Raw genomic sequence first — 23461 nt, 5'->3', positions numbered from 1 at the left:
AGTTATCCTTTCGACAGGTCATCCATGAGATCAGATAGCGTTCCAACTATATCATGTTCATTTTTTATTTGATCTCGGAAAGCCTGAACAGAAACATGTTTACCTAACAACTCAAGGTTTTTGATTTTATCCGGCCACTTTATTTTTTTGAGCAATGCTTCTGCGCCATCAACTCGTATGACTGCAATGTCCAAACCGCTTAATGTTGTTCGCCACACTTTAGGCCAGTCTTTAATCGGTCTTAAATCGCCTGATTCGTTAAGAATATCCAATACATCCATCTGGTCGATATCAACCAGTCGCTTAAGCACGTAGTCAGCATTAACCTCAATGCGATTCTTGCGTTCTTCCATGAGGGTTTGGATGCGTTTTTGAATGTTGAGTTTTGCTAAGTTTTGACATGCGATATCTTTTGCAGTTTTTTCACTGTACCCGGCTCTAATTGCTGCCTGCGTCGCGTTTAAATCAATCAGGTACTCTCGACAAAAGGCCTCCTGCTTGTTTGTGAGAGTCATAACATCTACCTCAATTAATGTTTATGTTTAGCTGCACTCTTCGCCCATCGTTTAGCCTGATTGAGACAATCCGATATCATCTTGCCTCTTCTGCTAGCTGGCTGTTTGCGGTAATAGCGGATCGCTTCACTTGTTGCCATTGCTGCTATTGATGAAGAAAAGCCGAGCTTTAATAACTCGGCCTTGATATTGATTTCGATGAATTGTTCGGGGGTCATGCTTGACTTTCTCCATTTGCAGGGTCTTCAAATCCAGGCAGCGTTAGTTGAGAAAGTGACAAAATGGTTTTCTCAGCTTTACGTAATCTTATTCAGATGACGCTTACGTAAATTCATTAAGTCACTGCCTTTTCTACCAAAATTGTCAAAAGACCATTTATTCGCCGCAACCAGATCGGTTTTGCATCTCGCCAATGGTTAATGATCCTTCAATTCATTCAATATCGAACAGAGGCTAAGAGTTGTTTTATCAATCTCTTCTTTTTCTATCTAAATCCAGTACCCATTTACGTATCTCTTTAGCAACTGGCGTATCAGCAAGCATACCTAATAAGTGAAGACCGCGAAGAGAAAATAAACGTACTTTAGTTTGAAGATTGGCCCCTCGCTTTGATTTATTCGAGGTCACTGTTGCGATGACCTCGGTCATCGCAGAAGTAAATTCATCAGCATTAGCATTGTATAAATTCGTTACCGATTTAGTCTTCGAATAAGCCAGCAATTCAGCTACTTGTTTACTTGTAAACCAAATTTTGTTATCTCCCTTATCAAAGGGAATGATACTTTTTTCTTTAAAAGTTAAAACGCTATTCATCGTACTTTTCCTTATAGAAAATCGAACCTGCTCACACAGAAAAGCCGCCCACAGAAAAGTACCATTTTAAACGGCAATTCTCAGGCTCGACTTTCTGTAAGGTTCTGTGTTTGATTAATGCGCGGTGAGGGCGCAGTGATTATTAAGATTTGAATGTGCCAATTAACAATTGATTGACAGATATTTCATTGTTTTCATTACTCTCGGTCAAATTGACCGTCCCTGACATCTCATTAGTAAACTCATCTTTATTCCTGTTGAAAATGCGAGTAATAGAAGATTCGTCCTTGTATTCTAGTAAGATAGATAGCTGTTTATTAGTGAACCAGATTTTTCCGTCACCGTTATTAAAGGGAACAATATTGTGGGTTTTAAATGTTAATACATGATTCATGATGTCTTCCTTACTTAGGTAATGAACCTTTGCCACATAGGAAATCAGCCCATCGAAGTGACATCAGCAAAACTGATTACCTCAAAGGCTCATTCCTAAATAACGGGTTCGATGTTTGGATTAGTTGCGCATGTGGGACGCAATGATTATTAAGATTTGAATGTGCCAATGACCGATTCAATGACACTGTGTGTTGACGTAACCCTGAAGCCCTAAGGTTTGGGCGGTGACTGTAGCAATCTGTTCTCGTAAGGTGTAATAAGCCTGTTCAGCGTCTGCTGTAAGTCGGGGGGCGGTGCCATCATCCACGCCGGCGGCACCGGACTCTTTGGGGCAGGTGGCATTGACCCGCAACCGCTTAAAACCCCGAGCAACATCAAGCCTGAGTGCCTCAATCGTCTGTCTCGCATGCGTTAATTCCTGATAATGTTTTTTGTCCATCTCGGCCAGCTGGTCAAGCTGAATACGTTGGGTCTGTATATGATGTTCGGTTTTTTCCGCCTGTTGCCGGGCATGCTCCGCTTTCATCTGCCAGAGGCTGGACTCTGCGCGATAATGCATCAGGCCAATCAGACAGCACCGTTATCACAACCAGCAGGACGCCATCACTGTTCCCCGCATCATGACAAAAACCTCTCCCGTTCCGCCGCTCGCCGTCTGACCAGTCCAGTCAGTTTTTTTCCGTCCGCATAGACCCAGCGGTTAAATTCATTCGCCGCGCCCGCAACATCGCCCGCATTGAGTTTTGTTAACAGGGTCGAGGTCGCGAATGCTTCCTCACCGATGTTAAAGACCAGTGATACCAGCGCATCAAACTGGAGTTGGGTCAGCGTGACCCACACACACCGGTTAATCACGTCCTCTGTCTGCTCGAGGTCATCGGTTAAAAAGCGTTCCGCCTGTGACGGTGAAATTGTCATCCGTTCCGTCACCCCCTGCGTATGCCCATAGCCAATCGTCCAGCGTCCGGCCGGACAGCGATAAGCCCGCAGACGACACCCCTCAAACTGTTTAATCCGACTTACCCCTGCGTCGCTGGTTGTCATTTTTTTTCCTTGTGTCCGGTTTTTTGACCGACAACCTCAACCCCCGAAAAGGCAGTGAGTCCGTTAATGCCTCCCCCAGAAAATCAGTGCCAAGGTAACCGATGAAGACACTGGCCAGATAGACCAGACCCGCACTTAACCCGAAAAGTGCCAGCAGGTCACGCGCAAACCACGCAATAATCGCGCATATCGTGGCATCAATCAGGGTCTTGCGCCATTTCTTCTCCTGATATCGCCCGCGCAGCCACGCCATCAGAAACGCCAGCGTTGCGCCCACGCCCTGCTCTTTAATCGACGCCAGGAAAGCGCAAACGCTCTCCCATGCCCCAGTGAACTTTTCCATTATCGTTTTTTCCATGCCTTTTCACCCGTCACAAACGGATTGTGCACACCGGTAATCGCCGCAATACGCCGGTCACGTTCGCGTTCACGCGCATCGGGGGGATATTGCCTGTCCCACTGCATTAAAATTGCTTGCTGCTCAGGGGGTATTACAAAACCATACCGGTCTGACATATAAAACCAGACCCGGGCGACGAGTCCCTTGACATCATCGCGCGGTTCAAAAACCCGCTGTTTAAAATCCGGACGGCTCTGACACTGCCCGTAAACAAAAGGGACCTGCCCGGCTTCGCCATAGGGCATATTACCCCGGTCGTTATTCACTTCACCTGACTCCGGTGCCAGATTGTGCAAATCGCCTTCCGCTTTTCGAAATTCCGGGTCTTCTTGACGGCAGCCTTTTCGGCCGCCTTTTTCTTTACAGCCAAACGCCTGACCGAATACCGACGCCGGCACGATATGCTCCCACTCAATCCGCTGTGCACGATGACGGTGAACTTCCCGTCTGACCGCCTGACCACAACTTTCAAGGTCAATTCGACCCCCGTTTTTTCCTGTCCACTGCCAGTCACAGCCACAATAGAGGGTGCCACCTGCACCCTGATTGAGGTCGTGGTAAACGGCCTGACGGGAAACCCATTTCGCTTCACTGAAACTCTTCGGGGTATTAACCGGCTTAGTCGCCTGAGCGGGTGTGCTTAACACACTCAACAAGCACAGGATACCGATTACCCAATGTTGTCTGATAATCATCGTATCTCCTTGAAGGTATTACATTGTTTTGGATCACCGCTATCAAAACCCCGCTTAAACCAGTCATGACGCTGTGCCGATGTCCCGTGCGTGAACGTCTCGGGAACCACCCGTCCATGACCTTCCCTCTGTAGCCGGTCATCCCCAATCGCTTTGGCCGCATTGAGCGCGTCATCCAAATCGCCCATCTCCAGCCAGCCTGCCTGCTGCACAAAATGCCCCCATACCCCCGCGTAGCAGTCCGCCTGCAATTCCAGCTTTACCGATAACTTATTGGCCGATTGTCTTGACATATTCGCCTGTGCCAGGTCTACTTTTTTCAAGACACCCCGCAGGTGTTGGATATGATGCCCCACTTCATGGGCTATCACATAACCAAAGGCAAATTTACCGTCTGCCCCCAGTCTGTTTTTCATCTCGTCATAAAATGACAGGTCGATATAGATAGTGCGGTCAGCAGGGCAATAAAAGGGCCCTATCAGGGTATAGCCCGTGCCGCAGCCTGTCTCTGTCTCTCCCCGATATATCACCAGTTTCGGCAATCGGTAATGACCGCCTCCCTCAGCAAAAATCTTCCGCCAGGCATCTTCAGTTGATGCCAGAATGACAGAGGTGAACTTAGCGGCCTCGTTCTCATCCACAAAACGATTGACCGATGACGGCGCGCTCACCTGTTCAGATGCCGCAAAAGCCCAACGATAGCCACCCAGTAACAACACCAGGATAACAGCCAGCCAGGCCCATCCACGCCAGTGTGAAAACACAAAACCTTCTGCTAATAGCGGTTTATATTTTGGTTTCCTTTTCTTTGCTTTTTTCTTCCGTCGCCCCCGCACTTCTACCAGGTTGTCATTCTCTTCCTGTGCTTTTTGATTGTCACGCCGGTCTTCCACCTGCTCACTTTCCCGTCTCTCTTTCCAGTGCATTTATGCCCCTTTAAATCAATAAAAAAGGCCGCCTGAGCGACCTCTTTAAAAACAGAACGGTAGCCAGCCGCCTTACTCGTTTTAGGTATTTAATTTGGGAGTATTGCGGTGGCGTAAATGAAAAACCCCACGCTTTCACATGGGGCTATGCACTACTGCCTTATTTACCTTATGTACCCTACGAGCTTATAAAAAGTAGTGCACAAACAAGATATAACTATTTGGGTAACAACACAACCAAAAAGAAAACCCCGCAAAAAGCGAGGCTCTAATATATGTTTAAGCGCTAACTCAATAGCTCTGCTCTACTATAACATATAATACTGTACGGATGTACGGACAGTCAAGCATTTTACTTTGTTGCTTTAAGGAGAGTGTGAACCGTGCCAGCTATGTAGGATTCAGCCCTACCCATGTACGCAGTGATATAATCCGGTCTTTTCTTCCAGTTTTTAGCTATCATCCGGCATGAAATATGATGCTGATAATGTAAGCAAATGATATTGTATCCATCGATGTCATATTTCTTCAATCCTGCTACTGCTTTATCAACAATTTCACCTTCCTCATCACTTAACCAGGGTCTGTCATCGTCGAATTTAACAGGAGCAATGGTAGACATACCTTTGTACTCGGTTCCAATGCGGGTCATGCTCCAGTTTCCCCATGCTTCCAGTAAATCTTTTACGTGCCTGCTCATCTCCCCTCCGGCAAAATGTGAATAGAGGCATGGTCTTAATGCCCTGCGTTGAATGTTGGTTTCTTGATTACGCTAATTCCCAAATGGTGATAACCAGTTTCCCGCCCTTAATGATTTCCTTTCGCTCAACGTGCAACACATCTATCTGAGCATCATCAATTATCAACCCGCCATGACAGAGTGCATCAATCGGTGCTTTCATCAGGTTATCTAAATCTCGCTTACGACGGTCAGGTGGATACACCCCTATCTCAACCCCTAAACGTTGCGATAATCGCTTACAAAGCTTTTGATGCAGGATTTCTGCAACTACCGACTGGCGGTATAATCTCCCTTTTGCGGTGATGAAGTGTTTGTGTTTTGCGTGATACCAGTAGTGATTTACGGAAGGAGGGAAAGGAACGGTGATTTTAAATTTTTCCAATATTATAAGTTTCCAAATGCGATTAATAACCAAAAAATAATGCAGAAAACAACGAGAGATATTATTAATAACGCATTCATTTTATTTTCTTTAATGTCAGTTCGTTACCAAATACTGCCCCTGTATCTATGTATTCTTGATTGCTTCTACGCCAAGAACCTTTAATTAATGGAGTATGCCCGAATATAAAAAGGTCAGCGCCTTTAATTTCTCTACTTTCCCTTTTGCTAATTCTATCCCTGCTCCAGACAACATCGATTTCATTAATATCCCTTCCAAATTCATATTCATCATCAGGATAGTCAGCATGAGCAATGATTATTTTTTTGTTATTAACATTTAATTCAATAATGAGAGGTAATTTTTCGGCTAATTTTAAACATGTCTTTGCTAATATTTCCTGTTCATAATCAAGCATAAAAAACCATTGGCCACCGTTATATATCCAACCGTCAAGATCGCCTGTTTTCAATGCATTAATAGCCATTTCTTCATGATTACCACGAACTGCCTTAAACCATTTCTCATTTAATAGATCAAGACACTCAACATTCTGATCACCCCTATCTATTAAATCACCAACAGATATAATCAAATCTTTTTCTTCATCAAAATCAAAATGTTGTATTTTTTCCATTAGTAACGCATAGCAGCCATGCAAGTCACCTACGGCATAAATGTGACGATATTGATCACCATCGATTCGCTGATAAACTGCATCGTTTAAAGTTGTCATTATTTATCCTGCTACTTTTTTAATTTCATATACTCCGAGCTTTCCGGTATTGTCACGAAAAAACCGATGCCAATCGCCCAGCATTCCACTTTTTGCATAAAGACATGCATTTCCCCCGTATCAAGCTTTGATGTCCTCCTGAGCGTTCTGACGCGCTCTGGCTCCTGTGTGGTCACATCAATACGCTCGACCACTTCATAGCCTAAGAATGTATGTTTCAACATTTCCTTCACTTGCTCTGGTGTGTAATTAGCGTTGTTGGCACACAAATACTTGCTTATCTCCCCTGTCCACAGGTGAAAAAGTGCATTTTGTGAAAGTGAACGGTTTTTTCGGTAAGGCTTGATAATGAGTTGATGCGGTTGTTTTGTTGCAAGAACAGCTTTTAGTGTTTGCCAGACGGATTGTTTCGTTGATTCGTGGAAGAGTAGTTTGTCTTCCAGATGCGCCTCCTGCCTATTATCTCATTTTTATGCACTTGAAATTTTCTATTGACACTTTTGGCCATTTGCCACGCTTTCCAGCCTTTCCACTGTCAACAGTCCAGTAGTAACCTGTCTCGCTAAATTGCATTTTGAACATGGGCGGCTGGGATAACATTTTCAGGCAATCCTGTTCTGATAGTGCTTTGTCGCTAAAGCGATACCAATGAACAGGTTCGCCACCATTCTTAACAATGGTTGCTTCGATTTGGTATTTCATAATTGTTTGTTTAATTCATATGTTTGAGTTGATATTTAAACGCGGTGTGTTGTTTGTTGTAAACAAACGTTTGACCTGATTACTGGCTGTCAAAATTAATAAAATAGAGTGTTACAAAAAGAGAGGCATAACACCTCTCTTTGATTTACTAACAACGAACTAAAAAGACCCAAGATTCGATAACCATACTCGTAGGCATCAAGAATTTTCTCTGACTTGCCCCGAACTTTACGGTATCGACAAAACTGCCAACGAAAACCTTTCGGAGCAGCTTTTTTCGTAATACAACGAAGTTCCATACATAAACACCTCCTTACCAGGAAAGATTTTTACCTTGAACTCCTTCACTGAAAGTGCTATTTTCAGTTTGAATGATTGAAGTATATTCTTAAGGTGTGATGTCTCCTAGAACCATCACTTAAAAAGACCCTAGAGGTAACCGCCTAGAGGGTCTTTTTGATTATGATAGCTTTTTCTTATCTCATTCATCTGTATATTTGCCGCAGTGGTTGATACACCACATTCAAAGGCAATCTCTTCAATTGTCATTTCAAACAATTGCCTGGCATGCGATGCCGGAATCAACAACTCACCGCCAAAGCAATTAGCTTGCCATTCGCTGCTTTCATAAGGCTTTAACGTTGCTACATCATAGGACCTGGCAAAAGATATATCTTTATGCAAAAAATAATGACCTAATTCATGCGCTACTGTCATTCTGTCTCTTCCTATTTCATTTAACGCTCCATGATAAACATCTTCCCGAAGAATGATTTTTTTCTCAGAAGGAATTGTTAGCCCATGGTTATTTTTCATTTCAAATATAGTTCTAATTTCAAGAATAAAGTCCTCTTCAATTTTAGGCATGGCAAACTCTAATATTTCCATAACAGGAAAATACAAACCTGAAATTTTTACCTTTTGTCTAATTGTATCTGTGAAGTTACGAATTTCCATTCGGCTCAAGATAGGCACTTTGTATACAGAACCGCTCAAAGTTTGAATCTCCCTATTACTTGTGTTTATTCCTATTAAGTAAATTTAAAAGTCTAGCAAAATCATCTTCGTTTAAGTCATCAAACTTTCTAGCGAAAGACATAGCGGCCTTTCTTGCATTGGTACTTTTGCCAGACAAACTTATCTCCACCGATTGCTGGGAATCTCTTGCTGCCTTTCTCAGGTTGATCGACTCTTCTTCATTTTTAGCAAGGTATGAGACAATATTATCTAAAATTTGCGGCGTAATAGCTCTTTTGCCCGTTTCGATTGAGGAAAGATAAGAAGATGTCATACCAATAGATTCAGCCATGCATTTCAAGTTAATACCTAAATCCATACGCATTATTCTTACAATTTTACCAAACGGTGTTAACATAATTTAACCTCTAATCTAACCAGTTGAGTAAAAATTATTTATACTCACACGTCATTATGTTTACATTAAAAAAAATAATCAACTAAATTCTGTTAATTAATTTCTATTTAACTAATCTTTCATTAAAGTTAAAATGAACAGGTTCGCCACCATTTTTAACAATGGTTGCTTCGATTTGGTATTTCATTGGGGGTCCTGATTATTTGAAGATGTTGAAGCTGGGGTTAATCTCTAGATACATTGTTGTTCATCCAAACCTGGTCATAGTCACTGTTTGGCATGTTGGCGATGTAATTATAAGGGCTTGTATTTTCTTCTGCTAAAAATTGATGCGCTTGCTTGTCCAGATACAATGAAATTTTTCCTTCCCATCCTTCCCCATTTCTTTGCTTTTCTAAACACAATATGGAAGCGGGCTCTTTTAAATACTCCTGCTCTTTTTCAGTTAATAGTTGACTGGCCTCTAGCTTCTGTAATGCCCTTTCTCTGCGTTTATTTCGCCAGATGATGAAAAGGTTATCGGCAAGGTCAGTGATTGAGCCTGAGCCTTTTACGTCCATTTTCCCTGTGGGTTTCTCTTCACTTTCCGATTTACGGCTGTGTGTCACCAAGATAACATGACTTGAAGTTTTGTTTTTGAAATCACACAATGCATCCATGAAGGCTTTTTGCCCGTTGTAATCATCATCTGCAAGCCCACACTTCATCAGGCTGTCAATGATAAACAGATTGATACCATATCGGCGGTTTGCATATCTGAAGATTTCCAGTAATCGAGATGATTTCGCTGTCCCTGTTAAGCCAAATAACCAGAGCCTGTCATCATAAAACTTAAAAGCGGACTCAATTTCTAATTCTGAAGGTAATCTAGTGCATGTTGCCTGACGGGTTAGACGCTTTAGAAACGTTGCGGGTTTTAACTCAAACGAAGCAACACAGGCTCTGATTTCCTGACGCATCGCTTCACACAGAATATGCCCTAAAATTTCACTCTTACCGTGCCCATTGACTCCATTAAGTAGCGTTAACTCAGATTCGCGATAACTAAAATGACGATTTAATGACTCCCAAGGTGTCTTGAACAAATATTCCTCTTTGCCGTAGAATGCATCAAGCGTGCTTTGATAGAAATCTCGCGCTGTGCAGAGTTCTTCAGGGTCAAAATAAGCTGCTGTTTCAAGGTAGTGTACAATTTCCTGTTGCGTCATACCAGCCTGTAAACATTCGTTGATGTCCTTGTGGGGCAGTTTAACCAAACGACACCGATATTCTCCTAATCGACGGGCGATTTCCAGGGCTGCCTGTTGTCCCACTTCGTCATTGTCCATCGACAACCAGACTTCAGTAAAGCGGTCAAGATTATGAAATTCATACTCAATCCACTGTTGTTTGGCTCCACCGCCTCCACCAAAAGGAACCGATAACGCACTCAACCCGTACTGGTGATAACTCATGCAATCAATTTCACCCTCGCACAATATGACTGCACGGGTTGCTTTAGGTAGCGCTTGCCAGCCGAACAAGCACGGTTCACAATCCGCTTCAACTGAAATAACTTTCTTCCCATTAGGTCTTACTGTGCTAATACGCTTAACCTGCATCAGCTCGCCTTCTCGCTTGTAAGGGAACGCTATAGCGGGTAATTCCCTGTTATCTTCAGGTGACCAGACAATCCCATCACTGACCTGAAATTCTTCTGCCGTTTTGCGGTCTATGCCTCGTGTTTCAAGATATTCGTAACAGTCTTGTGGTTTACGGACAGTTTTTTTCAGTGATGCGGGTTGTGGACGTTTAAACTGTTTTTTCCGTTTTGCTTCGAATGCACCCGATTCATCCGCTATTCCAAGAAACTGTTTTGCCTCTGCCATCGCCTGATGCAAACTACAGTCCCTGACCTGAACCCACAAATCCAGTAAATCCCCCCCTGTTCCCTCTGCAAAATCTGACCAAACCTTTTTGCCAGAGAGATTAACTTTTAAACTTTTACCCTGCTCACCATGCACCGAGCCAGCCACCCACTCATGACCCTCTTTTTTGCCTTCAGGTAAGAGATATTTAGCCACTCTGACAACATCAAGCCACAAGCGCTCAGATAATTCCGTAATGGTAATCATGCTTCCCTCAGATTAAATTTGTCAAACCCGTATTGCACAATGCCAGCACTTAGCCAGCCGTAGTTGTACCCACGGATGAGTATTGATTTGATAATTGATTTCATGATGATTTTGTTAGAAAAATACCAGGCCGTTACTAACGGTAAACGTTGACGTGGTTGTTGCTTGAGGCTTTGACTGATGAGATTGTATTACTGGTTTATCATCCAGCCAACGTTTGCCATTGAGGTAAGTGGCAGGATGTAACTTTTCAAAGCCAAACTGTTTAGCCTGTAACCTCGAACGAATATCAGCTACAAGAAATTCAGCAAACTGTTCCGGTGTCTCACCTGTCTCTTTCCGCCACAACCTGAATTGAGTTTTAAATGCTGACATAGCTGATTGCTTACCCACTTTGCGCTGAACCTGTGGCCAGAATATGCCTTCAAACGCTAAATCAATTTTATTTTGATTTGGTTTTGCAATTTCAGATTCTGTTTTTTCAACCTCAGATCGAACGGGTTCGATCAATATGTTTTTATTCTTTGTAGTAATCTCTGTAGTAATCTCTGTATACGTATCACGTTTAGCCGTAGGGGGTGTTACGTTTTTTCGTAGGGGGTATTCCGTTTCAACGTAACCCCTATCACGTTTAGCCGTAGGGGGTGTTACAGAAAATGACTCTGATTCTGGCTGACTATTAACCAATTGTGTAACGTTAGTTATCTCATCAATGCGTGCAGGAACAGGTTCAATAAACAGAACATTACAACAAGCTCCGGTTGAAGTATTAATTGTACGAAGTTCAAGTGTAATAATGCCTTGCGATTTCAATCGTTTTAAAGCATCAGTCACTTCTCGTTTTGTAAATCCGAACTGATCAGCAAAAGATTGATAACTACGCTGTAATTTGTCACCCTGAAAACGCTTGCGCCATCCTTTCAGTTCACCCGTACATTCGTCTCTTATTTCAGATGGACGGAACCAGTAAATAATTTCAGACAGTAAAACAATAGCGGTGCTATCAGGTTTTCCACTTGGCATTTTGATGTGATGCCACCAGTTAGCAGGGATAACATTACCAGACAGATTTAAACGACCAATTTGGTTAACAGTTTCTGTTGGAATAAGATGTTTCATTGATTACCTCTAATTGATTCTTGACGATGTTTAAGCCTTAATTTTGCATCTTCAAATGCGGCTTTTAGCTTCTTGGCGGCTAACTCCGTGAAAGAGCGATTGACTCTCTCTCGAATAATGTTTTTATGGATATTTGACTGGTAAAATCGGCGTTTTTTTGGCATAATGACCTCGTTGAAATTGAAAGAAAAAAGGGAAATTCGCTGTTTCCCTTCTCCTTGAAATACTAACTAAACTCAAAGTTCGATATGATATTTGCAAGCTCCATTGTTTTTTAACTCTGGAGCTTCTTTTTTTGGCCATCTTAAGTGCTCCAACATATCAATCAGCTTGCGTATTTCTTCTCCTGATATATTCGTAATAACAACCTCCTGTGTCGATGAATCAGGCACACTCACCACATGCCTTGGCAAGCCGTATTCTGAGACCACCTGACAGGCTAATTTAAAGATTCTGGTTTTATCCCGACTCGCTGTTGAGGGGTGAATCCCGAGTGATTTGGCAAACCCGTTATTACCGCCTTCCGAAGCCATCTTCTGGTAGAAGTAAGATTCTAAATGCTCAGGTTTGCAGGTGATTTTGATAGTATTTGAATATTCCATGGTTATAATCCTTAAGTAATAAAATTCCCTACCTCGATATTCCTATGAGGTTGTGGTGGCTCTAACGCTTATTCAGAGCGAGTCAAAATGTTAAAGAACGGGGTTACTCAGAGAGTATTTTGCTTATTAGCAGGGATACCATCTGTTGGATTTGGGTAAATATCAGGGCGTAGCTGGTGTGGTGTTATATTCCATTTCAACATCTCGCAAAGAGGAATAACTCTTTTAGAGGGTATAGTTCTAGAAAACCATTGGGCTACAGACTGTTGTTTACAACCAAAATAGTTAGCTATTTCAGCTTGGGTATACCTTGACATAATTTTTTCTTTTGTCTGTCTTTCCATGTCAAAACCTCTTTTAAAATCCAAAACTAAAATACAAGAAAATATTGTTAATTTCAACAATAAATTCTTATTTAATAGGTTTACAAGATGATCTTGTATAATGTTATATATGAAACTTACAGCTATTGAGATATCAATGTACCGAATCAGCAAGCTCCTTAAGGATAAAAATTGGAGTCAGCGTGAACTCGCCCAAAAAATTGGTGTGACACAACAAACAGTACAACAGTGGATATCAGGGAAAAGCACACCAAAACCAGCAAGCTTAGATAAATTATCCGAAGTAACAGGATATGATATTGATTGGTTTTATCGTTTACCCGAAAAAGATGAGGAAGTATCCTCAATTGAAAATTCAAATAGGTTTAATACTGATAAACGGGGTCAACAAATTTTATCACTGATATATGAGCTACCAGAAAAAGAAGTAGTAAAAGTTATGAGTGAGTTAAAAGATAAGACAGATTACTATAGAACTCTGTTTGAAGAGTTAAAAGTTAAGCACGAATCAAAAAAACACCAGACGTTTTAAGTCAAAACCTATCTCCCCCAATTTTCCTCGCCTAAAATAACAAGAAAATACTGTTGACATAAACAATTATTTGTTGTTAAATTAACTCTATAAACTCACTGCAACAGGCAAAAGCCAGACAATACCATGAGTTATCTGAAACTTTGCCAGACGTTGCTAAGTAGCCAGCCCGAGGCGTACGAACATGAAGGCAAGTGTAGTCATCAGTAACTAAGTCATTTCGCTCTTTAACATATTGGAATCAAGCTCTGAATAAGCGTTAGAGCAACACCACCAAGTGAGTTTTGGGGTGTGTGAATATAACAAAACAGTCAAATCTCGTTTCTACACCAGGGAATAAACAGACTGTGCATACAAACCGAAAACATTCGGCACACACCACTAAAACTTATTTAGGAGGAACAAAATGGCAACCATTATCTTTAAACCTAAAAAAGACAATGCTAAATCTCGTCGCCTGGCAAAACAAATGGCATTCTGGGATAGGAAACGCGCTGAATACGAAGCGAAACCTAAGCCCCGTTCTACAGAACAAATACTTGATTCCATATTTAACAAGCAAGATGAGACCGTTAATACTATTGCATCACTCACTCTCAATCTAAAAGACAAAAAGCCTCAGCCTTCATTTGATAACTGTTGCTTACCTAATACTTATCTCTATTCTGTAAGAAAATACTCAAACACAAGCAAATCAAATATCATACAGACGAAATAATTTGATAGTCTTTGCAGCAATCCTGTTCTACACTTAATTCCATAAGTTTCAGATAATAGTTATCCCTCCCGATGGGCTGGGAATTTGAAATCTCCCAATTTCAGGGAGGCCAGGTTGTTAAAGAACGGTGGTTTTTAGATTGCAAATAAATTTTTATTAAAAATATTAACTACCTAATTTTAGTTTCAATGGATTTGTTCCACGTAAATATGACCAATCAATATCAGGTCGTAAATCTTCACAGAGCACTTCACCAAACGTTGCTTTTTCAATTTCAAGACAGCGTTTGACCGGAACAGGGCGAACTTTATTAGACCACTGAGATACTAATGCTTGAGCCACTCCAAGTTCTCGACCAAGATATATGGTTCTTCCACGTTTTTGAGTTGTATATGTCTTCAAATCCATACAGTAATCGTTCTTGTAATTTTAAAATCAAACTAATAATAGCGTAACGCTATTATTAGTCAATAGCATTTCACCAATTTTAATATTTAGCGTATTGCTATTTAATAAAATAAATAAAAATAGACTTTATAGATGATATGAAAACGATCGAAGAAATTAGAAGAGAATGGCTTATTGAGTTGATTCAACAGTATAAATCAATTGCAAATCTAAATATCGCACTTGATAGAGCTAAAACAGATGCGACTCTATCTCAAATAAAAAATCAAGCAACAGATAGTAAAAGCCGTAATCCTAGAAATATGGGATCACCTCTAGCAAGAGAGATTGAAGAAAAGCTAGGTCTTGAAGTTGGTTCTTTAGATCATGAAAAACACATTTCATCCACCCCACAACAACAAAAAATTAATCCTTGGGATGCATACGAATCAGCAGATGATGCTATAAAATCTGTTGTAGATTTTATCTTACATAAGGATGATCTCAATTCCCACCCTGGATGGGTAGATAGTGATGCCAGAGCTTATATAGACTCTCTTGAATTAAAAGCTTATAAATGGGTAACAAAAAGAAAAAACTATGAAATCAGAAAAACAAGGAAAGCTTAAACTTGTATGGTCTGATGGAAAATTACTTACTTAAGAACACCATATTTTATAAATGAAATCCTCTCTTTTTATAACACCCCATCAATTAAATAGCATATCGCTATTGACAAATAATTAGCGTTTCGCTATATTTCATACATCAACTCACTGTAACAGGCAAACGCCAGACAATACCACGAGTTATCTTAAGCCTAGCCAGACGTTGCCAAGTAGCCAGCCTGAGGCATATGAACATGAAGGCAAGTGACGACAGTTAAGCAGTACCGCTCTTTAACACCCTTTCGCTGAAAAAGCGAACCATAAAACACCCAAACAGTCGGTTTTAGGGTGTGTGAAATAACCAAAATACAGTCATTAAGTTAAAACCAACACCAGGGAACTACCAATATGACTGTAAATATAATCCGGACACCTCCGGCACACACCACCAAAACCCATTGTAGGAGGTAATATGTGTAACTTTCATGGTTATGATAATGCTCGTAGTCGTCGACATGAGCGTAGAAGAGCCAGGCAAGCAGCTTATGAATATAACAAAGCACTTAATATGGCATTGAAAGCAGCCTTAAATCCAGGTAAACCCTCTCAGCAACAAACTACACCAAACACTAAACGCCCTGTTCTTTCTCTAAAAAGAAAAGTGATGAGTCGTGTTGAAATAGCAATATCAATTCGTCCTACTAAAGTTTATGACGCATTTGATAACTGCTGTCTTCCTATTGCAGCTTTGTACACTTCTAGACGGTTTAACAATAAACCTAAATCAAACTTTGGAGTAACCGCTAATTGTTAAGATTATACGTCATATACTTAATTAGTTTCGAGGTCTCATATGAGAAAAAATTATATAGTTAAAGATGAAATATTCATAAATGCTCTACTATTCATGCTTAAAAATAACAAAATTGAATGTAATCTATCCTATCTATCATCGATACTTGGCGTTAATTATATTGCGCTTAAAGATAAAATAATGTTAGAAAAAGACTTCCCTAAACCTGTTTGTAACGATGGTGTTCAGATACTATCTAAAAAATGGCTTCTTTATGATGTATTAAATTGGGCCTTAAAAAACAAGGAACTGAAATGACAGTTAGCTCAAGTAATATAAAATCAAATATAACTAAATTAAAAAATAAAGCATCGTCACATAAATCCTTCTCACGTTGGGAAGATTAAATTATAACCGATTCCTTCACGTTGGGGAATGTGAAGAACCACTGCCGCCTGAAGTGGCAAAATAATCAGGCAATAAAATCAATTAAGAGTTAAATTGACTTTTAGCTAATTCAGAAAGAACTTTAGTCACTGTACCAGCATTAGCAAACAAAGTATCAACACATTTGCCTACAACAGATTCTGCGCCTTTTTCTTTCACTAGTTTTAAAAGCGTTTGCTTTTCTGGTTCAGCTAAATTAGCCGATCTGATAATTGTTTCAATTTGCTCAAGAGTATTTTTGTGTATTTTAATTGTAACGGCGTTTAGGTCACTGCCGATAGTATCGGTATTGGCGTAATCAAAACCTTTAGCAGTTAAAGCCATATGCTCAACATAAAATAATGAATAATTATTATGACCTAAAACAACTGCACCTTTTTTAACAAGACCAATTTCAATCAAATAATTTAGATCTAATGCTAATTGATTAGTGCCTATCTTTTCCTCTAAAAAGTCAAATTTCTCAGTGCTTATTGGCTGCATGGGGCTATCAGGATTATTTAATTCTCGAATTAGCATTAAATGCCTCTCTTTAATTGGTGTCATTGAGCATGTCATTCCTTTTTTCATGTGTTGTGGTGAGCACATAATAACCTGTTTTGTGTGTTGTGGTAAATACGCAAACCACTGCCGCCTGAGGTGGCTAAATAATCAGGCAATCAATAATTTTCAGGATGTGTGAATGCGGCTATGCGCTCGTGGGACAGTCAACACACTATAAATTATCTATTCAATAGCTAAATATAGTTTGATTGTGTTTACCCGTCCGTGATGACTGTAAGCGGACACCGAGAGGCACTTGGCACACATCCTACCTTTTCAGTAAATGTTAACGAGGGAGTACACATCATGAGATTGGATAATCCACGCATTGTCACGGCAAAGCACCCAAATATGGGCAATCTGGTTGGGGTGACTAACGGCAGTCGTGATTTAAGCGACTCAATATACTTAAGCAGCATTGATATATGGAATGACGACGACATGGAAACACAAACTTTCAGCGTAACCCATGCCCGTCATATGGCCGCTAAAGTAGCTACTGACTTGCGACGAATGAGTCGCTTTTATGGTTGTCCCAGTGATGCTCAAATTGAACTGTATGAAGCAGAACTGGTAGTGTTTTTCAAGGCAGGATATTTGGGACAAGTGACGTACGGTTTTAAGAAAAATAATAACTGGATTGAACCGACTCTTCGTTATACAGCTGGAGATTTGCTTGGTTCAGGTACGGATGATGATCCTGGAAAAATCCGGCCAGGAAAAGATGTATCGGGGGCATCTTTTTTTAGTTTCATGACTTACAGCTCGAAATATCATAATGCCACCCAATCTGAAAAAGATAATGCACTGAAAGATTTACCATTTGAACGAGTCAGTGCCCAGACTCCAGGGATTAATGGTTACCTTGAGAATGATAAGACTTATTCAGCTGGAGGTTGCTCCCTCACTCGCACTAGCGTAAGGAATTTTGTATGAATGTAAAACCATCTCTTGATGAATTGTTTGAGCGACGCATTAACTTCCCTGATTTCGATCCTCAGGAGCGACTGGCTCGTTTAGTTGGTCTTGATGAGCAAAAAGCTGGATTATCAAAAATATTGGGCTTGCCAATGATAAGACTCAGGAATTAGTTGCTCAATTCGTGAGCGATGGTGGAATTCCCCCATCGGTTATTAAAGGAGGTACAGAGCAGGGAACCTACGTTGCGAAAGAACTAGTTTACGCATACGCCATGTGGATTAGTGCAGCTTTTAATCTTAAAGTTATTCGTACTTTTGATGAAGTTATTTCTACACCTATCCAACCGCTAACTGATAAAGTACACGCAGGCTTAGCCATGATCGCTTTTTACAAGCAGGAGCTGCGGATCGCCCCTTCTGGTCTACTTGGTGCAATGAAGAAACTACAATCGTCCCTTGGTATGCCGGATATATTGCCAGCTTACGCTGTTGATGCGTCAGAGGGGAGTTTAACGGGTTCAAGCGAAGTGACGCATTCTTTCACGGAGCTTTTATTGCTTCATGGCAAACCCTATACGGCACAATCTGGTTATCGGCGGCTACAACTGCTAGGACTTGCTGAGCGTAAATCGCGCCCTAGCAGTAAACATCCTGATAAGGAAAAATTATTTTGGTCACTGACAGAAAAGGGATTACAGTTTGGCAAAAATCTGACTGACCCTAACAATCCCCGGCAGACTCAACCTCATTTCTATGATAACCAGTTCCCTAGATTGTTAGGTGTAATGATGAACGGGATTGCAGCATAATAACCATTGACGAAAGAAGAAATCATGCGCTATAGTTTACTTGCATCTGATAAATCAGATGTCGGGTTTGACCTCCTGGTAATAGTCAAAGGCGCATAGCACGCCGTAAGCGTGTTTTTTTATGCGTCAGTCTACCATATCAAGAATCAATGGTGGGCTGGATGGGGGAGCCGAAAGGCTCGCCGGAGACCTCCTTTGACGCCGGTAAGGTCAACCTCGTTCAGTTCGCCACCCAAGATTGACCTCAAAGGTGGTGATTGTCCTAAAATTCAAAGGAAATCATTACTATGACTACTTTAGTTTTCCGCAATACTGCTCTTGAAACTATTTCTCATAAAAACCAAATTTGGTTTACTTCTACTGAACTTGCTAGAGCTTTGCAGTATCAACAAATTGACTCTGTTACCAAAATATTTAACCGTAATAAAGACGAATTTACATCATGTATGACACAGACGGTCAATTTGACCGTCAGCGGTAAAATCAATGGGTTACAGCACAAAAAGACCCGTATATTCTCCTTACGTGGTGCACACCTAATCGCCATGTTCGCCAATACGCCAGTAGCGAAAGAATTTAGAAAATGGGTGCTGAATATTCTCGATAACCAAACAGCTAACCCTAAATACCAACCCCAACAGGAAGCGCACGAAAAGTTCAGTAATAAAGATACCCAACATCTCGCCCGTATCATTGCACTCATGACGCAAAACTTTCGTTTCAGAGATGCATGGAATAATGCTATCTGGTATGCGTTAAGAGAAGTCACAGGCATTCCCTCACCTTATCCGATGGAAGTACGGCTAGTTCCTTCTATCGCTTCGGAATGCGAGCGTATTTGGCATGTAACGGAAGAGCTTCAAGATAAAATAGCTGATGCAGAAAAAACAGCGATTAAACGTATTATCCGCAAACGTGAAAATGCCGATAAAGTTATTGCTGAGATAGAAACTTTGTTATCTCAGGCTACACAGGATAATCAGCTAATGCTAAATGGTGCGCTATCAAACTGGCATAAAGCGGAACTCACCCATTTCCTCCAACGTAACTAAATAATCCTAACGCCCCTTTTTACAGGGGCAATCATTAATCAATTAACTTTGAGGGATATCCTTATGTCAAATTTAATCAACATCGAAACAAAAAACATCAATGGTGAATTAATCCAGACGGTCAATGCCCGTGATTTACATGCGTTTTTGGAAATCGGTAAAGATTTTACCACATGGATAAAAGACAGAATTAAGCAATATGGATTTATTGAAAATCAGGACTACATAATTGTAGAAAATTTGAGCTCCCCAATTTCGGGGAGCGCGAATTCTAGACAGCAAATGCTTAAAGAATACGCAATTTCCCTCGATATGGCGAAAGAGCTATCAATGGTTGAACGTAACGAAAAAGGCAAACAGGCCCGACAGTATTTTATCGATGAAGTGATTATTGACAGCTTTAATCTTTTTGCAACTCAACCCACACCATACACAACTCACTAAAGGACAATCACGATGAAAAATGAATTAATTACTATCGATTCTAATCAATTACCCATTATCGAGTGGCAAAATGTTCGTGTTGTGACGACTGAAACTCTTGCTAAGGGGTATGGTGCCAGTATGAAAAACATTCAAGATAATCTAGCCAACCATAAAACTCGTTTTGTCGAAGGTATCCATTATTTCAAGCTAGAAAGTAATGAATTACAACAGTTTAAGAGGCTACCCGATAATATCGGGTTGGTTAGTAAATATACAAGTCAGCAGATTTTATGGACAGAAAAAGGCGCTGCTCGCATGTCAAAAATTGTTGATACCGATGAAGCCTGGTCTTTCTTTGAAAAAATGGAATCCGCTTACTTTAATCAAAAATCACTACCAAATGACCCAACAACTTTAGGCTTACCTAATTTTCTTGATCCCGCTGAATCCGCGATTGCATGGGCTGAGCAGCATAAAAAAGTTCAATTGTTAGATGTACAGGTTCAACAACTTGAAACCGAAATCGATAGTTTGAAAAACCTGTTCCAGGTTGGCATGTCACCTGTCCAGTTTTGCAAACAACTTAATGGCGTAAACATTAACCAGGTCAACCTTTTTCTCGAATCACGTCATTTTCTCTACGATACAGAAAAGGATATCAGCAAGGCTCATGTCTGGCGTGTTCATTCCTATGCGAGAGATACCTATCTAACCGAGTCACCCTTCATCATGACAAACGATTACGGGCAACGTCAGTGTTACAAAATCGTTCTGCTAAAAAGGGGGCTTCATGGCTATATCACCAATACCTCAAAGGTAAGCTACCCATGAAAAAAGACTGGAACGGTGAATTCACTCACGACAAATATCATCAGGTGGCATAAGATGACGATGAATCAGGACGTTATTATTGCTCGTATCATTGCCGCATCCAAAGATATTTTTGCTTGCGAAAAAGCCATTGTGACGCTGAAAGATATTTATCATTCTGCCATACGCCAATATTTGATTAAAAATGGCGACCCCAGAGCACATTGTGGTTCACTTCGCCCAGAAAAACCGGAATACGAAGGCGTCATCAAATATACAAATCGCCACTATAGGGCGTTAATGAAGAAAAAGCGTGAACTCTATAACGCGCATCGTCGCCACCGCAGAGCAACACAGGCACTACTCAAGCATCAATCAAAGAAAACGGACGAATAAAGACCGGATTCTACAAATTAATCACATCTGAATATCAATTAAGGGTTAAAAACATGAACCAGCTTAAACAGCAGGAGCTTCGCTACGTCTTAAATAGTGACAGTTTCGTTAAAAAAGATTCCATAAAAATCATCCCCACCTTGCTAATCATCGCGTTGGCAAGCCTCGTTTTATTGTTAGCAAGATAGGAAGTGATATGAACCCTTACGCCATGCAAGATTACGGGTACGAACAACAGCAAGAAATTGCTTATTGGGAAGACAGACTGGACGACGAAATCAGCGAACTTGTCCAGCCTGTTTATGACTGCCTACCTTCCTCCGTCATGAGAAAACTCAGTAATGAGGATTTTGACGATATCTGGCAGGCGCTGTTTGACCATTTCAAAAATGAGCACATTCATCGATACAAAGCAATTCGAGCGCCTAAGAGGAAATATCTATGAGCGAAATACAACATACCGAAAAAGAAAAAAGTTTTCAACAGCAAGTTTGGGAAACGCTTTCTGCCATTAATGTTAACGAAAAAATAGAAAAGAAAAACGGACTTTCTTATCTCTCATGGGCATGGGCGTGGGGCGTATTAATGGCACACTACCCAGAATCTTACTATGTCATTGAACCCATGAACTATAACGATGATGGCAGTGCCATGGTGTCATTAACCCTCACCATTAAACAGGGTGATAACGAATTTCCCCGCAAAATGTGGTTACCCGTTATGGATTACCGGAATCAGGCGATTTCTAACCCTAACGCCGTTGATATCAACAAAGCGCTGATGCGTTGCCTCACTAAAGCCATTTCGATGTTTGGATTAGGGTTTTATATCTATGCCGGTGAAGATTTACCCGAACAGGAAAAAGTCGTGATACAACAAGAACAGGCACAACAAAAAGCCCGTTACGAGCAATTAATCAAGGAATTAAAAACCGCAGCAAAAGGGGGTGTTGAGTCGATGAAAACCCATTGGCAACAGTTAACACTAGAAGAGAAAGAAATTATTGGCGAAGAAAACAAAATGGCGATTTATCGCAATATTGCAATGAAAAATGAGGCTCATCATGAAGCAGAAAACGGACGAGTGGTTTCAGGCAAGACTGGGGAAAGTCACCGCCAGCAATTTACACAAGGTGTTATCCAAAGGCAAGGGGACAACACAACGAAACTACCTCATGCAGTTAGTCTGTGAAACCCTGACCGGGCGACGAGAAGAAATTAAAACCAGTCAGGCGATTGAACGAGGCATTGCCCTTGAACCTCAAGCCAGAGCACGATATTGCCTCAATGAGTTTGATGTCACGGTCACCGAAGTTGGCTTTATTCCCCACCCGACTATTGCGCTATTTGGCGCAAGTCCTGACGGCCTGGTTAATGATGATGGACTTATCGAAATTAAATGCCCCAACACCACTACCCACATTGAAACCATTATTACAGGAAAACCTAAATACGAATACCTGTTACAAATGCACGGCCAAATGATGTGCACAGGCAGAAACTGGTGCGATTTTGTCAGCTATGATGACAGACTTCCCCCCAACCTTGCTTACTATAAAACCCGAATTATCAAGGATGATGATTTAGTTAACGAGATTGAACAGGCCGTTCAAATTTTTATTGAAAAATTAAAATCAGAAATCAACAGAATTAATCAAAAAGTGGAGGCATCATGGCAAACCAGAATCAGTGTCACTTTACCGGACGCATCGGAAAATTAGAAATCCGCTATACCCAGGATAAAAATCCCATCACCGTATTCTCTCTCGCTATCAGTAAATCAAGGAAAGATGACAGAGGCCAATGGATTGATGAGACCACATGGATAAACTGCAAGGCATTTAAGCAAATAGCCGAATATATTGACAAGCATGCACAAAAAGGCACATTTGTTCGTGTCACTGCCGCCTACAAGGAAAATAAATGGACAGACAAATCCGGTCAGCAAAGGATATCACCCGAATTTTTAGTCAATGACATTGAAATTTTGAGCAACCGGAAGGAAAGAAAACCGCAGGAAAGTCAAAGTAGACCGAATCTGCCAACCACTAACCATCCAAATAGTAACGCTATTCATCAAGCTGATTTTGAAGACGAATATATCCCCTTTTAGACA

Annotated in this window: 39 protein-coding genes and 1 pseudogene; 16 read left to right on the top strand and 24 right to left on the bottom strand. The window is 40.9% G+C overall.

All coding sequences use genetic code 11. The features are described from left to right. Window positions 1-2 precede the first annotated feature (2 nt). The 22 genes from AC01GB_RS11530 to AC01GB_RS11425 form a co-directional block, all read right to left on the bottom strand. On the bottom strand, window positions 3-515 hold the full coding sequence (locus AC01GB_RS11530) for a terminase small subunit (protein WP_474451907.1): 513 nt from the start codon (window positions 513-515) through the stop codon (window positions 3-5). A 14-nt stretch (window positions 516-529) separates the two neighbouring features. After that, window positions 530-733 (bottom strand): hypothetical protein, encoded by a 204-nt coding sequence (locus AC01GB_RS11525; RefSeq protein WP_474451906.1) that lies wholly within the window; start codon window positions 731-733, stop codon window positions 530-532. Window positions 734-983: 250 nt separating this feature from the next. Further along, window positions 984-1328 (bottom strand): BRO-N domain-containing protein, encoded by a 345-nt coding sequence (locus AC01GB_RS11520; RefSeq protein WP_474451905.1) that lies wholly within the window; start codon window positions 1326-1328, stop codon window positions 984-986. Between the two features lie 142 nt (window positions 1329-1470). Next, window positions 1471-1722, bottom strand: a complete 252-nt coding sequence (locus AC01GB_RS11515; RefSeq protein ID WP_474451904.1) for a hypothetical protein — start codon at window positions 1720-1722, stop codon at window positions 1471-1473. 177 nt (window positions 1723-1899) lie between these two features. After that, the gene (locus tag AC01GB_RS11510; RefSeq protein WP_474451903.1) at window positions 1900-2283 is read right to left on the bottom strand and encodes a lysis protein; all 384 of its coding nucleotides are present in this window, start codon (window positions 2281-2283) and stop codon (window positions 1900-1902) included. Between the two features lie 59 nt (window positions 2284-2342). Next, entirely contained in the window at window positions 2343-2768 is a 426-nt protein-coding gene (locus tag AC01GB_RS11505) for a lysozyme (RefSeq protein ID WP_474449986.1), read from the bottom strand. Continuing rightward, the gene (locus AC01GB_RS11500) at window positions 2734-3111 is read right to left on the bottom strand and encodes a phage holin, lambda family (RefSeq protein WP_474450330.1); all 378 of its coding nucleotides are present in this window, start codon (window positions 3109-3111) and stop codon (window positions 2734-2736) included. The genes AC01GB_RS11505 and AC01GB_RS11500 overlap by 35 nt, the downstream gene beginning before the upstream one ends. Then, complete coding sequence (locus tag AC01GB_RS11495; protein WP_474450299.1) at window positions 3111-3863, bottom strand: endonuclease; 753 nt, start codon at window positions 3861-3863, stop codon at window positions 3111-3113. Before AC01GB_RS11495 ends, AC01GB_RS11500 begins: the two co-directional genes overlap by 1 nt. Continuing rightward, window positions 3860-4789 (bottom strand): KPN_02809 family neutral zinc metallopeptidase, encoded by a 930-nt coding sequence (gene ypfJ, locus AC01GB_RS11490; protein ID WP_474451902.1) that lies wholly within the window; start codon window positions 4787-4789, stop codon window positions 3860-3862. The genes AC01GB_RS11495 and ypfJ overlap by 4 nt, the downstream gene beginning before the upstream one ends. 352 nt (window positions 4790-5141) lie before the next feature. Beyond that, complete coding sequence (locus AC01GB_RS11485; RefSeq protein ID WP_474449709.1) at window positions 5142-5489, bottom strand: antiterminator Q family protein; 348 nt, start codon at window positions 5487-5489, stop codon at window positions 5142-5144. Between the two features lie 67 nt (window positions 5490-5556). Beyond that, window positions 5557-5913 (bottom strand): RusA family crossover junction endodeoxyribonuclease, encoded by a 357-nt coding sequence (locus tag AC01GB_RS11480; protein ID WP_474449935.1) that lies wholly within the window; start codon window positions 5911-5913, stop codon window positions 5557-5559. A 76-nt stretch (window positions 5914-5989) separates the two neighbouring features. Further along, window positions 5990-6649, bottom strand: a complete 660-nt coding sequence (locus AC01GB_RS11475) for a metallophosphoesterase (protein WP_474449712.1) — start codon at window positions 6647-6649, stop codon at window positions 5990-5992. A gap of 11 nt (window positions 6650-6660) precedes the next feature. Further along, window positions 6661-7092 carry a recombination protein NinB gene (locus tag AC01GB_RS11470; RefSeq protein ID WP_474452392.1) on the bottom strand — a complete coding sequence of 144 codons (432 nt, stop codon included), beginning with the start codon at window positions 7090-7092 and terminating at the stop codon, window positions 6661-6663. A 16-nt stretch (window positions 7093-7108) separates the two neighbouring features. Then, window positions 7109-7351, bottom strand: a complete 243-nt coding sequence (locus AC01GB_RS11465; protein ID WP_474451901.1) for a DUF1187 family protein — start codon at window positions 7349-7351, stop codon at window positions 7109-7111. A gap of 95 nt (window positions 7352-7446) precedes the next feature. After that, window positions 7447-7650, bottom strand: coding sequence for a hypothetical protein (locus AC01GB_RS11460; protein ID WP_474451900.1), 204 nt, complete (start codon window positions 7648-7650; stop codon window positions 7447-7449). A gap of 130 nt (window positions 7651-7780) precedes the next feature. Continuing rightward, a complete protein-coding gene (locus tag AC01GB_RS11455) occupies window positions 7781-8347 on the bottom strand; it encodes an ImmA/IrrE family metallo-endopeptidase (protein ID WP_474451899.1) in 567 nt (188 codons plus the stop codon). Between the two features lie 16 nt (window positions 8348-8363). After that, entirely contained in the window at window positions 8364-8726 is a 363-nt protein-coding gene (locus tag AC01GB_RS11450) for a helix-turn-helix domain-containing protein (RefSeq protein ID WP_474449801.1), read from the bottom strand. A 224-nt stretch (window positions 8727-8950) separates the two neighbouring features. After that, window positions 8951-10837 carry a toprim domain-containing protein gene (locus tag AC01GB_RS11445; RefSeq protein WP_474452391.1) on the bottom strand — a complete coding sequence of 629 codons (1887 nt, stop codon included), beginning with the start codon at window positions 10835-10837 and terminating at the stop codon, window positions 8951-8953. A gap of 117 nt (window positions 10838-10954) precedes the next feature. Then, window positions 10955-11959 (bottom strand): replication protein, encoded by a 1005-nt coding sequence (locus tag AC01GB_RS11440; RefSeq protein WP_474451898.1) that lies wholly within the window; start codon window positions 11957-11959, stop codon window positions 10955-10957. Continuing rightward, window positions 11956-12123: a hypothetical protein gene (locus AC01GB_RS11435; RefSeq protein ID WP_474451897.1), complete on the bottom strand. Its 168-nt coding sequence runs from the start codon at window positions 12121-12123 to the stop codon at window positions 11956-11958. Before AC01GB_RS11435 ends, AC01GB_RS11440 begins: the two co-directional genes overlap by 4 nt. A 72-nt stretch (window positions 12124-12195) precedes the next feature. Then, window positions 12196-12561: a hypothetical protein gene (locus AC01GB_RS11430; protein ID WP_474451896.1), complete on the bottom strand. Its 366-nt coding sequence runs from the start codon at window positions 12559-12561 to the stop codon at window positions 12196-12198. Between the two features lie 107 nt (window positions 12562-12668). Further along, on the bottom strand, window positions 12669-12905 hold the full coding sequence (locus AC01GB_RS11425; RefSeq protein ID WP_474451895.1) for a YdaS family helix-turn-helix protein: 237 nt from the start codon (window positions 12903-12905) through the stop codon (window positions 12669-12671). A gap of 136 nt (window positions 12906-13041) precedes the next feature. On the opposite strand from AC01GB_RS11425, the gene AC01GB_RS11420 reads away from it, so the two are divergent. Both AC01GB_RS11420 and AC01GB_RS11415 read left to right on the top strand, forming a co-directional pair. Further along, window positions 13042-13437 (top strand): helix-turn-helix domain-containing protein, encoded by a 396-nt coding sequence (locus AC01GB_RS11420; protein WP_474451894.1) that lies wholly within the window; start codon window positions 13042-13044, stop codon window positions 13435-13437. Window positions 13438-13843: 406 nt separating this feature from the next. Further along, on the top strand, window positions 13844-14155 hold the full coding sequence (locus AC01GB_RS11415) for a hypothetical protein (RefSeq protein WP_474451893.1): 312 nt from the start codon (window positions 13844-13846) through the stop codon (window positions 14153-14155). A gap of 165 nt (window positions 14156-14320) precedes the next feature. Here the strand turns inward: AC01GB_RS11415 and AC01GB_RS11410 are convergent, their stop codons facing one another. Then, window positions 14321-14563, bottom strand: a complete 243-nt coding sequence (locus AC01GB_RS11410) for a transcriptional regulator (RefSeq protein ID WP_474451892.1) — start codon at window positions 14561-14563, stop codon at window positions 14321-14323. Between the two features lie 137 nt (window positions 14564-14700). Between AC01GB_RS11410 and AC01GB_RS11405 the strand changes: the two genes are divergently transcribed. The 3 genes from AC01GB_RS11405 (at window position 14701) to AC01GB_RS11395 (ending at window position 16261) form a co-directional block, all read left to right on the top strand. After that, on the top strand, window positions 14701-15171 hold the full coding sequence (locus AC01GB_RS11405; protein ID WP_474451891.1) for a hypothetical protein: 471 nt from the start codon (window positions 14701-14703) through the stop codon (window positions 15169-15171). Window positions 15172-15622: 451 nt separating this feature from the next. Then, window positions 15623-15964: a transcriptional antitermination N peptide gene (locus AC01GB_RS11400; protein WP_474449924.1), complete on the top strand. Its 342-nt coding sequence runs from the start codon at window positions 15623-15625 to the stop codon at window positions 15962-15964. A 39-nt stretch (window positions 15965-16003) separates the two neighbouring features. Continuing rightward, window positions 16004-16261, top strand: coding sequence for a hypothetical protein (locus AC01GB_RS11395; RefSeq protein WP_474449787.1), 258 nt, complete (start codon window positions 16004-16006; stop codon window positions 16259-16261). A gap of 171 nt (window positions 16262-16432) precedes the next feature. On the opposite strand, the gene AC01GB_RS11390 is transcribed toward AC01GB_RS11395, so the two are convergent. Next, entirely contained in the window at window positions 16433-16936 is a 504-nt protein-coding gene (locus AC01GB_RS11390; protein WP_474451890.1) for a hypothetical protein, read from the bottom strand. Between the two features lie 303 nt (window positions 16937-17239). On the opposite strand from AC01GB_RS11390, the gene AC01GB_RS11385 reads away from it, so the two are divergent. From AC01GB_RS11385 to AC01GB_RS11335, 11 genes and pseudogenes are all read left to right on the top strand, one after another. Then, window positions 17240-17869 (top strand): HORMA-1 domain-containing protein, encoded by a 630-nt coding sequence (locus tag AC01GB_RS11385; protein WP_488656430.1) that lies wholly within the window; start codon window positions 17240-17242, stop codon window positions 17867-17869. After that, window positions 17866-18000: pseudogene (locus tag AC01GB_RS11380) on the top strand (ATPase); the annotation flags it as partial. The gene AC01GB_RS11385 and the pseudogene AC01GB_RS11380, both read left to right, overlap by 4 nt. Window positions 18001-18035: 35 nt before the next feature. Next, a complete protein-coding gene (locus AC01GB_RS11375) occupies window positions 18036-18662 on the top strand; it encodes a KilA-N domain-containing protein (protein ID WP_474451889.1) in 627 nt (208 codons plus the stop codon). Window positions 18663-18949: 287 nt separating this feature from the next. Beyond that, window positions 18950-19714, top strand: a complete 765-nt coding sequence (locus AC01GB_RS11370) for a BRO-N domain-containing protein (RefSeq protein ID WP_474451888.1) — start codon at window positions 18950-18952, stop codon at window positions 19712-19714. 63 nt (window positions 19715-19777) lie between these two features. Beyond that, the gene (locus tag AC01GB_RS11365; protein WP_474451887.1) at window positions 19778-20158 is read left to right on the top strand and encodes an antA/AntB antirepressor family protein; all 381 of its coding nucleotides are present in this window, start codon (window positions 19778-19780) and stop codon (window positions 20156-20158) included. A gap of 12 nt (window positions 20159-20170) precedes the next feature. Then, window positions 20171-20971: an ORF6N domain-containing protein gene (locus AC01GB_RS11360; RefSeq protein WP_474451886.1), complete on the top strand. Its 801-nt coding sequence runs from the start codon at window positions 20171-20173 to the stop codon at window positions 20969-20971. 54 nt (window positions 20972-21025) lie between these two features. Further along, window positions 21026-21346: a hypothetical protein gene (locus AC01GB_RS11355; RefSeq protein ID WP_474451885.1), complete on the top strand. Its 321-nt coding sequence runs from the start codon at window positions 21026-21028 to the stop codon at window positions 21344-21346. 196 nt (window positions 21347-21542) lie between these two features. Next, on the top strand, window positions 21543-21791 hold the full coding sequence (locus tag AC01GB_RS11350; protein WP_474449779.1) for a hypothetical protein: 249 nt from the start codon (window positions 21543-21545) through the stop codon (window positions 21789-21791). Then, window positions 21788-22537, top strand: a complete 750-nt coding sequence (locus AC01GB_RS11345; RefSeq protein ID WP_474451884.1) for a Sak single strand annealing protein — start codon at window positions 21788-21790, stop codon at window positions 22535-22537. The genes AC01GB_RS11350 and AC01GB_RS11345 overlap by 4 nt, the downstream gene beginning before the upstream one ends. Then, entirely contained in the window at window positions 22446-23066 is a 621-nt protein-coding gene (locus tag AC01GB_RS11340) for a lambda exonuclease family protein (RefSeq protein WP_474452389.1), read from the top strand. Before AC01GB_RS11345 ends, AC01GB_RS11340 begins: the two co-directional genes overlap by 92 nt. Then, window positions 23018-23458, top strand: coding sequence for a single-stranded DNA-binding protein (locus AC01GB_RS11335; protein ID WP_474451883.1), 441 nt, complete (start codon window positions 23018-23020; stop codon window positions 23456-23458). The genes AC01GB_RS11340 and AC01GB_RS11335 overlap by 49 nt, the downstream gene beginning before the upstream one ends. Window positions 23459-23461 lie beyond the last annotated feature (3 nt).

The organism is Candidatus Arsenophonus phytopathogenicus (assembly GCF_056113345.1).
Note: the sequence above shows the minus strand (reverse complement) of the source record. Positions and strands in the feature narration are given on the sequence as shown.

Excerpts from the sequence above, each read along its gene's own strand:
- AC01GB_RS11530 (WP_474451907.1), bottom strand. The coding sequence starts at position 515 with ATGACTCTCACAAACAAGCAGGAGGCCTTTTGTCGAGAGTACCTGATT.
- AC01GB_RS11525 (WP_474451906.1), bottom strand. The coding sequence starts at position 733 with ATGACCCCCGAACAATTCATCGAAATCAATATCAAGGCCGAGTTATTA.
- AC01GB_RS11520 (WP_474451905.1), bottom strand. The coding sequence starts at position 1,328 with ATGAATAGCGTTTTAACTTTTAAAGAAAAAAGTATCATTCCCTTTGAT.
- AC01GB_RS11515 (WP_474451904.1), bottom strand. The coding sequence starts at position 1,722 with ATGAATCATGTATTAACATTTAAAACCCACAATATTGTTCCCTTTAAT.
- AC01GB_RS11510 (WP_474451903.1), bottom strand. The coding sequence starts at position 2,283 with ATGCATTATCGCGCAGAGTCCAGCCTCTGGCAGATGAAAGCGGAGCAT.
- AC01GB_RS11505 (WP_474449986.1), bottom strand. The coding sequence starts at position 2,768 with ATGACAACCAGCGACGCAGGGGTAAGTCGGATTAAACAGTTTGAGGGG.
- AC01GB_RS11500 (WP_474450330.1), bottom strand. The coding sequence starts at position 3,111 with ATGGAAAAGTTCACTGGGGCATGGGAGAGCGTTTGCGCTTTCCTGGCG.
- AC01GB_RS11495 (WP_474450299.1), bottom strand. The coding sequence starts at position 3,863 with ATGATTATCAGACAACATTGGGTAATCGGTATCCTGTGCTTGTTGAGT.
- ypfJ (WP_474451902.1), bottom strand. The coding sequence starts at position 4,789 with ATGCACTGGAAAGAGAGACGGGAAAGTGAGCAGGTGGAAGACCGGCGT.
- AC01GB_RS11485 (WP_474449709.1), bottom strand. The coding sequence starts at position 5,489 with ATGAGCAGGCACGTAAAAGATTTACTGGAAGCATGGGGAAACTGGAGC.
- AC01GB_RS11475 (WP_474449712.1), bottom strand. The coding sequence starts at position 6,649 with ATGACAACTTTAAACGATGCAGTTTATCAGCGAATCGATGGTGATCAA.
- AC01GB_RS11465 (WP_474451901.1), bottom strand. The coding sequence starts at position 7,351 with ATGAAATACCAAATCGAAGCAACCATTGTTAAGAATGGTGGCGAACCT.
- AC01GB_RS11460 (WP_474451900.1), bottom strand. The coding sequence starts at position 7,650 with ATGGAACTTCGTTGTATTACGAAAAAAGCTGCTCCGAAAGGTTTTCGT.
- AC01GB_RS11450 (WP_474449801.1), bottom strand. The coding sequence starts at position 8,726 with ATGTTAACACCGTTTGGTAAAATTGTAAGAATAATGCGTATGGATTTA.
- AC01GB_RS11440 (WP_474451898.1), bottom strand. The coding sequence starts at position 11,959 with ATGAAACATCTTATTCCAACAGAAACTGTTAACCAAATTGGTCGTTTA.
- AC01GB_RS11435 (WP_474451897.1), bottom strand. The coding sequence starts at position 12,123 with ATGCCAAAAAAACGCCGATTTTACCAGTCAAATATCCATAAAAACATT.
- AC01GB_RS11430 (WP_474451896.1), bottom strand. The coding sequence starts at position 12,561 with ATGGAATATTCAAATACTATCAAAATCACCTGCAAACCTGAGCATTTA.
- AC01GB_RS11425 (WP_474451895.1), bottom strand. The coding sequence starts at position 12,905 with ATGGAAAGACAGACAAAAGAAAAAATTATGTCAAGGTATACCCAAGCT.
- AC01GB_RS11420 (WP_474451894.1), top strand. The coding sequence starts at position 13,042 with ATGTACCGAATCAGCAAGCTCCTTAAGGATAAAAATTGGAGTCAGCGT.
- AC01GB_RS11415 (WP_474451893.1), top strand. The coding sequence starts at position 13,844 with ATGGCAACCATTATCTTTAAACCTAAAAAAGACAATGCTAAATCTCGT.
- AC01GB_RS11410 (WP_474451892.1), bottom strand. The coding sequence starts at position 14,563 with ATGGATTTGAAGACATATACAACTCAAAAACGTGGAAGAACCATATAT.
- AC01GB_RS11405 (WP_474451891.1), top strand. The coding sequence starts at position 14,701 with ATGAAAACGATCGAAGAAATTAGAAGAGAATGGCTTATTGAGTTGATT.
- AC01GB_RS11400 (WP_474449924.1), top strand. The coding sequence starts at position 15,623 with ATGTGTAACTTTCATGGTTATGATAATGCTCGTAGTCGTCGACATGAG.
- AC01GB_RS11395 (WP_474449787.1), top strand. The coding sequence starts at position 16,004 with ATGAGAAAAAATTATATAGTTAAAGATGAAATATTCATAAATGCTCTA.
- AC01GB_RS11390 (WP_474451890.1), bottom strand. The coding sequence starts at position 16,936 with ATGACACCAATTAAAGAGAGGCATTTAATGCTAATTCGAGAATTAAAT.
- AC01GB_RS11385 (WP_488656430.1), top strand. The coding sequence starts at position 17,240 with ATGAGATTGGATAATCCACGCATTGTCACGGCAAAGCACCCAAATATG.
- AC01GB_RS11370 (WP_474451888.1), top strand. The coding sequence starts at position 18,950 with ATGACTACTTTAGTTTTCCGCAATACTGCTCTTGAAACTATTTCTCAT.
- AC01GB_RS11365 (WP_474451887.1), top strand. The coding sequence starts at position 19,778 with ATGTCAAATTTAATCAACATCGAAACAAAAAACATCAATGGTGAATTA.
- AC01GB_RS11360 (WP_474451886.1), top strand. The coding sequence starts at position 20,171 with ATGAAAAATGAATTAATTACTATCGATTCTAATCAATTACCCATTATC.
- AC01GB_RS11355 (WP_474451885.1), top strand. The coding sequence starts at position 21,026 with ATGACGATGAATCAGGACGTTATTATTGCTCGTATCATTGCCGCATCC.
- AC01GB_RS11350 (WP_474449779.1), top strand. The coding sequence starts at position 21,543 with ATGAACCCTTACGCCATGCAAGATTACGGGTACGAACAACAGCAAGAA.
- AC01GB_RS11345 (WP_474451884.1), top strand. The coding sequence starts at position 21,788 with ATGAGCGAAATACAACATACCGAAAAAGAAAAAAGTTTTCAACAGCAA.
- AC01GB_RS11335 (WP_474451883.1), top strand. The coding sequence starts at position 23,018 with ATGGCAAACCAGAATCAGTGTCACTTTACCGGACGCATCGGAAAATTA.